This is a genomic window from Pseudomonas sp. PGPR40 (assembly GCF_022014505.1).
Classification (GTDB): Bacteria; Pseudomonadota; Gammaproteobacteria; order Pseudomonadales; family Pseudomonadaceae; genus Aquipseudomonas.
In genome coordinates this window covers 1-858 of sequence record NZ_JAKLSP010000075.1, presented here as the reverse complement: position 1 = coordinate 858, position 858 = coordinate 1, and the positions used below count along the sequence as shown (strand labels likewise).

Sequence of the window (858 nt, the reverse complement as noted above, 5' to 3'; positions counted from 1 at the left end):
CTGTTGTGGCTCAATGTTTTTGGACCATGATGTAGGAGTGTCGATCTAAGGAAGCATCATGGGATATCGGGTTGTTAACGCCGAGGAAAAAGCGGAAGCCATTCGCTTGGTTGTAGAAATGAATTACTCCATACCTAAAGCCTGTGAGGCTATCGGTGTGGGCCCTACAGCTCTGCGCCGCTGGGTTCTTTGCTGGCGCCGGGAGCATGCGGGGATGTTGCAGCCAACCCGGCCACAAGATCAGGCATTGATCGAGTCGCTGCAGGCAAAATTGGCGCTGCTTGAAGCCGAGAACCAAGTATTAAAAAAGCAATTGCCCTCTCATCTGAAGGTTCTGTTCGGTCGAACCAAATGATTGATGGCGTTAGAGGGACAGTGTCGGTTCGACGTGCCTGTTTGGCCCTCGGTTTGGCCCGCAGTAGCTATTACGCCAAGCGCAAGCCAGGGCCGCCTGGTGTTATCGAGCACCCCTTGGAGCTCCAAATTCGTGCGCTACATGCAGAGCATCGTGAGGCGCTCGGTGCTCGAGGGTTATCCAAGGAGTTAAAAAAATCAGGCATTTGCGTTGGGCGCTATCGAATGGGCACCTTGATCAAGACTCTCGGCTTGGTAAGACGTCGGCCACGTTATGCCCACTATCGTCGAGCGACCAAACCTGCAGTGACTGCGCCGAATATTCTTGATCGTCGCTTTAATCCAACTCAGCCAGACACGCTCTGGGCAGGCGATATCACCTACATCAAAGTAAGGGATAGCTGGTTGTATCTGGCGGTGGTGATGGACCTGTTTTCGCGCAGAATCGTGGGATGGGCTTGCTCAAGAACTGCCGACACCGAGCTATCTATCAAAGCGCTTCGG

At 53.4% G+C, this 858-nt stretch carries 2 protein-coding genes; both read left to right on the top strand.

What is annotated here, in order from left to right; genetic code table 11:
* Positions 1 to 58: 58 nt before the first annotated feature.
* Complete coding sequence (locus tag MEB48_RS29020; protein ID WP_237887130.1) at positions 59 to 355, top strand: transposase; 297 nt, start codon at positions 59 to 61, stop codon at positions 353 to 355.
* 116 nt (positions 356 to 471) lie between these two features.
* A partial coding sequence (locus MEB48_RS29015; protein ID WP_237887129.1) for a DDE-type integrase/transposase/recombinase occupies positions 472 to 858 on the top strand: 387 nt, incomplete at its 3' end.

What these genes read in the sequence shown, in the direction of transcription:
- MEB48_RS29020 (WP_237887130.1), top strand. Translation starts at nt 59, where the DNA reads ATGGGATATCGGGTTGTTAACGCCGAGGAAAAAGCGGAAGCCATTCGC.